Raw genomic sequence first — 1,558 nt, 5'->3', positions numbered from 1 at the left:
GCTCTTTCTTTGTGTTTTCAGCATTGTATTCTTTTGACAAATGCTTTTCTTTTTGATTGTATCAAAAAGTTTAAAGAGAGACCTTGTTAGGATATAAAATGTTTCGTTCAACTTTTTTTAAAAATCGTGAAATCTATGGACCACTTTGTATTGGCTTTGATCCAAGCCATAAAGTTTTGCAATCGTGGAAACTAAGCTTTGATTATAAAGGTCTAAAAGATTTTTGTGATATCCTCTTAACAGCGGTTGTGGGTAAAGTGGGGATGATAAAGCCTCAAGTCGCATTTTTTGAATTATATGGTGTGGATGGTCTTCAAGCTCTCAAAGAACTCATTGAAAATGCACACGAACAAGGCTTATTGGTTCTGGCGGATGCAAAGAGGGGAGATATTGGCTCTACTGCTGAAGCCTATGGTAAAGCTTGGCTGGGTCCAAGCAGTGCGTTCAAAGCTGATGCCATCACAGTTAATCCTTTTTTGGGGTTTGATGCTCTTATTCCTCTGATAAAAGTTGCAGAAGAAACAGGAGCAGGGGTTTTTGTGGTTGTTCAGTCTTCTAATCCAGAGGGGAAACAAATACGAAATGCGCTTATTGGTGATCAGACACTCTCTCTTCATCTTGCACAGTGCATTTGCAATTATAATTCTCAGTCTCCGGTTCTCCATCATAATATTGGCCCCATCGGTGCGGTTATAGGAGCGACATTAGGATCTGAATCAAAAGACACAATCGAGCAGTTAAAAAATAGTCTGTTTCTCGTTCCTGGTATTGGCGCTCAAGGTGGAACAATGACACAACTAGCACATCAATTTCCACAAAGACTCTGGCAGAATGTTATTCCCTCTGTATCACGCTCTATTACAGATGCTGGACGAAATATTGTTGATTTAAAAAATGTTATCAATCATTTTACAGAACAAGCGCAAAGCACACTGATGTCTTGAGAATTTTTGCATCTGTAATAAATCTGAAGAATTCTGAGAGGGAGTGCTTTTGAGGGGGATGCTTTCGATTTATCCAGAATCAACAGTTGCTTTGTGTTTTCTTTCAAAAAGCACGGATGTCTTTTCATTGAATGTTAAGTGGGCATTTCATGTTGAGTGGGGGGGGCTACGTTCCTATTGAAAGTGCAAATATTTTCAGCCGATTGCCTTAAGGGTAAAGGTTTACATCCTTTAAAAGCAAAAGCTTATGCATATTGTTACCAGTTTCCAGTTGATAAAGTTATTGCAGCGTTTGTTTCTATAAGATAGACACACGTTATCTGTGAATACATATTATTGTTAGAGAAAAACATGTCATCAAAACAAGAAAAAACCAAAGCCCGTTTACCCCGTGGTTTTATTGATCGTACAAGTGCACAGTTGTATGCCGCTGAAGCTATGATTGCGCAAATTCGTGAAGTTTATGAACTTTACGGCTTCGAAGCACTGGAAACACCGATTTTTGAATATACAGATGTGCTGGGTAAGTTTTTACCGGATGAAGATCGTCCAAATGCGGGCGTTTTTTCGCTACAAGATGATGATGAGCAATGGATGTCTTTGCGCTATGATCT

General features: G+C 38.9%; 2 protein-coding genes. Both read left to right on the top strand.

Features of this window, described 5'->3' with window-relative positions:
- Nucleotides 1-98: 98 nt before the first annotated feature.
- Entirely contained in the window at nt 99-944 is an 846-nt protein-coding gene (gene pyrF / locus ACFIKE_RS10340) for an orotidine-5'-phosphate decarboxylase (protein WP_375649778.1), read from the top strand.
- Between the two features lie 351 nt (nt 945-1,295).
- Nucleotides 1,296-1,558: ATP phosphoribosyltransferase regulatory subunit (locus tag ACFIKE_RS10335; RefSeq protein WP_375649775.1), on the top strand; the 263-nt coding region annotated here is incomplete at its 3' end.

It is taken from the genome of Bartonella sp. MU70NMGDW (assembly GCF_042194085.1).
Taxonomy (GTDB): domain Bacteria; phylum Pseudomonadota; class Alphaproteobacteria; order Rhizobiales; family Rhizobiaceae; genus Bartonella; species Bartonella grahamii.
This window is presented reverse-complemented; position numbering and strand designations above follow the sequence as displayed.

Excerpts from the sequence above, each read along its gene's own strand:
- pyrF (WP_375649778.1), top strand. The coding sequence starts at position 99 with ATGTTTCGTTCAACTTTTTTTAAAAATCGTGAAATCTATGGACCACTT.